At 63.6% G+C, this 2,849-nt stretch carries 4 protein-coding genes; 3 read left to right on the top strand and 1 reads right to left on the bottom strand.

Translation table 11 applies throughout. From position 1 onward, the window contains the following. Positions 1-390: 390 nt before the first annotated feature. Positions 391-1,410, bottom strand: coding sequence for a hypothetical protein (locus AC1D00_RS34810; RefSeq protein ID WP_025575652.1), 1,020 nt, complete (start codon positions 1,408-1,410; stop codon positions 391-393). Positions 1,411-1,588: 178 nt separating this feature from the next. On the opposite strand from AC1D00_RS34810, the gene AC1D00_RS34805 reads away from it, so the two are divergent. The 3 genes from AC1D00_RS34805 to AC1D00_RS34795 all read left to right on the top strand — a co-directional run bounded on the left by AC1D00_RS34805 (position 1,589) and on the right by AC1D00_RS34795 (position 2,645). Next, positions 1,589-1,876 (top strand): hypothetical protein, encoded by a 288-nt coding sequence (locus AC1D00_RS34805; protein WP_025575653.1) that lies wholly within the window; start codon positions 1,589-1,591, stop codon positions 1,874-1,876. Then, positions 1,855-2,196: a cytosolic protein gene (locus tag AC1D00_RS34800; protein WP_477013800.1), complete on the top strand. Its 342-nt coding sequence runs from the start codon at positions 1,855-1,857 to the stop codon at positions 2,194-2,196. Before AC1D00_RS34805 ends, AC1D00_RS34800 begins: the two co-directional genes overlap by 22 nt. Before the next feature lie 155 nt (positions 2,197-2,351). Continuing rightward, complete coding sequence (locus AC1D00_RS34795) at positions 2,352-2,645, top strand: hypothetical protein (protein ID WP_025575656.1); 294 nt, start codon at positions 2,352-2,354, stop codon at positions 2,643-2,645. The last annotated feature ends 204 nt before the right edge of the window (positions 2,646-2,849 follow it).

Below are 2,849 nucleotides of genomic sequence, written 5' to 3'. Positions count from 1 at the left end.
CTTCACGGAAGACGTCCGCAAGACCTGCGAAGAGGTCCAGCGTCGAATGAAGGACGTCTCGGTCGGCGAGTCCCCCCATCAGGAGCTTGCGACGGAAGAGCTCGAGCTGACCGGGATCGCAGCCAAGGTGTCGGTGTGCGAGGCCCGGTGAGGCTGATGTAGAGCGTCGTTCGCAGGATGGGTTGAGCGCTTGCGCTCCCCCCATCCTGCGAGCTGGGCTTAAAGTCCAATCCCGGCGCCGTCGGGAGTCCTGTAGCCCGGATGGAGCCAACGGGTCGGCGCAAAGCGCCGCCCGATGACAGGCTGCGCGCAATCCGGGACCGGTGCAGCTTGGGGCAAGATCCCGGATTACGCTCCGCTCCATCCGGGCTACGCTCACTCGCTAACGGCTTACCAATCCGGATCGCCGTAGGGGTCGCCCATATAGGGCGGCGGCATCCAGGGGCCTCGCGGCGGCCTTGGCCTCCGAGGTGCGGCCGCTTGCACGTGCGGCCGTGCAGGCGCCGCCGTCTCGTTGCTCGTCACGCTCCGCACGACGGGTTTCGCGGATGCAGGCGCGGACGAAGCCGTCAGTTGCGTTTGCAGCGCCTGGACCTGCGCGGCGAGGCGCGCATTGTCCGCCGCATCCTTCTCCCGCGCCGTCTTGAGCTGTTGAATGGTGTCGGCCTGCTCGCGCAGCGACTGCTCGTTGCGGCTTTTCAGTTGCTCGAGCTTTCCGCTGATGCTCGCAAGCTCGTTCGTGATGGTCTTGAGCGACTGCGCAAGATCGGACGATGACTGGTCAGGCGGTGTGGCGCCAGGACTTGGAGCGCCAGGACTTGGAGCGCCAGGTGTTGAAGCACCAGGTGTTGGAGCGCTTTGCGCTTCCTTGCCGGGCGGCGGTGCGGGCACCGGACTTGGCCCATCCGCGGCAGCCAGGTGCAGTGCCGGCGGCTGCGCAGGACTTTCGACCGCGGACGCTTGCTGGGGCTGACTGGCCGGCGGAGCCCACCGCGCCATGATCGACTTGCTGATCGACTTGGCCTCATCGCGATATTGCGAAGCGAAGGCGGCGCCGAGAACGCCGATCGCCAGCACGAGGCCAACCAAAGCGCGCAGCATGGTCCGATCTCCTCTCAGGCCTTGATCGCGAACCTTGCTATCGGGCGCCTTGTCCCTGGGAGGCTCGGCTGCCGCCGCACCGGCGCTCGCTTGCGAGGTCCGCGGGGTTTCGCTGCCGCGTTCCATTCCGGAAACCAGCCGGTCCAGCCGCGCCAGGTCTTCCTCTGCGCTCTTGATCTGGTCGTAGGCCCGCGCCAGCCCGCCATCGGCGCCGACCTCGCCCGGCTTGTCGGCATCAGGCTTCTGGGAATCAGGCTTTTGGGTATCAGGCTTGGGCTCGTTCGCGTCAGGCACCGATGCGCGCTCCATCCAGTCGGGCGTTAATGGGAGTGCGGCAGTCCGATCGTCGGAAGGATAGGCCTCACATTTGTCCAACACAACGCGCGTGCGAAGGAGAAATTATGGCGGGCTGCGGCTGCTGAAACAGCCGGGCGCTGCTCCCCCGGGCATCCCTGCGACGTGCTATGCTGTCGCGGGAGGAAGCGCCATGAGGGTTCCTACCGCGATACTCGCCCTGCTTCTTTCAAGTCCGGCCGCCGCCCAGGAGTGCCAGACATGCTCAATGGCTGACGCCTGCATGAAGGAATACGTCAAGACGACGTCGGAGGCTCAAAGGGCGACCAGGCAGGCGATCCGGGATTGGAAGCAGAACCTGGACAAAAAGGCCTCAGCAGAATTGTCCAGCAGGGGCATACTCGCATTGCAAGACGCCATGGAGGCGCAGGTTCGTACGGAGCTGGAGCGCCTGAAGGAGTGCCTGGCGAAGATCAGGTAGGGCGGGGCGCAAAGGAGGATCCGATGAAATCGCTTCTGCTGCTCACGGCGAGCGGCCCGCTGCTCATTCTCACCTCGCACCAGTCCCTGAACGACCAAAAGCTTCTTGGGGTGCTCAGGCAAAAGGGCATCGGCAAGTTCGTCGCGTTCGACGTCCCCTTGTCGCTCGCCAGGGAGCGCTACGGCGGACACTTTCACGCGGTCGAAAGCAATCTGCACGAGACCGATGATTTGAGAGTGCTCGACTTCAACGGCCAGCGGGTCTTTCAGCTCTTTCATTTCGAAGAGCTCGGTTCACCGATGCTGATCGAACAGTTGTGATCCGGTTTTGCCTCGCGGCATGATCCGCTTCGAAAGGCCCATCATCCCGCGGCGGCGGCGAACGAGCAGGGCCGTTGTCACTATGAACGATCGTTCAGGGGAACGGGCGTTGTTTCATTTCGTTGCATTGGAGGGCATATCGAGAGGAGAACGACATGAAAACAAAGATCATTGCGCTCTCTGCTGCCGTTGTCATGGCGACAGCACCAGCCGTGTTTGCTCAGGGTGCGTCGAGCAAGACGCCAGGTCAGGAGATGCAGCAAATGGGGTCCAAGAAGGGCGAGCCGGGCGCTTCCAGCTACGCTCCAGGACATAAGAAGCATCACGCGATGCACCACGCGAAGGCCTCGAAGACCACCAGCCCCGGCGCGTCGAACGTCGCTCCAGGTCAGACGACTGGCGCGAGCACGAGGCCGACCACCGGCTCGGGCACAAAGCAAGGGTACTGAAGTCTAGAGGGGACTGAAGTCCATGCACTGACGGGACCCAACGGCACGTCGAACGTGGGATAGGTTGGGCCCCGGCGACCCGTCATGCGCCGAATTAGCTTGCCTTGCCTTGAGTCCTTTTGCACTCTCTTCGCAAGGAGGCCAACGCATGAAGAAAATGACGCTCGCGTGCGCTCTCGGAACGGCGCTGGTGCTGTGCAACCT

This window comes from Bradyrhizobium sp. P2_E8 (assembly GCF_056403875.1).
This window is presented reverse-complemented; position numbering and strand designations above follow the sequence as displayed.

Excerpts from the sequence above, each read along its gene's own strand:
- AC1D00_RS34810 (WP_025575652.1), bottom strand. The coding sequence starts at position 1,410 with ATGGAGCGCGCATCGGTGCCTGACGCGAACGAGCCCAAGCCTGATACC.
- AC1D00_RS34805 (WP_025575653.1), top strand. The coding sequence starts at position 1,589 with ATGAGGGTTCCTACCGCGATACTCGCCCTGCTTCTTTCAAGTCCGGCC.
- AC1D00_RS34795 (WP_025575656.1), top strand. The coding sequence starts at position 2,352 with ATGAAAACAAAGATCATTGCGCTCTCTGCTGCCGTTGTCATGGCGACA.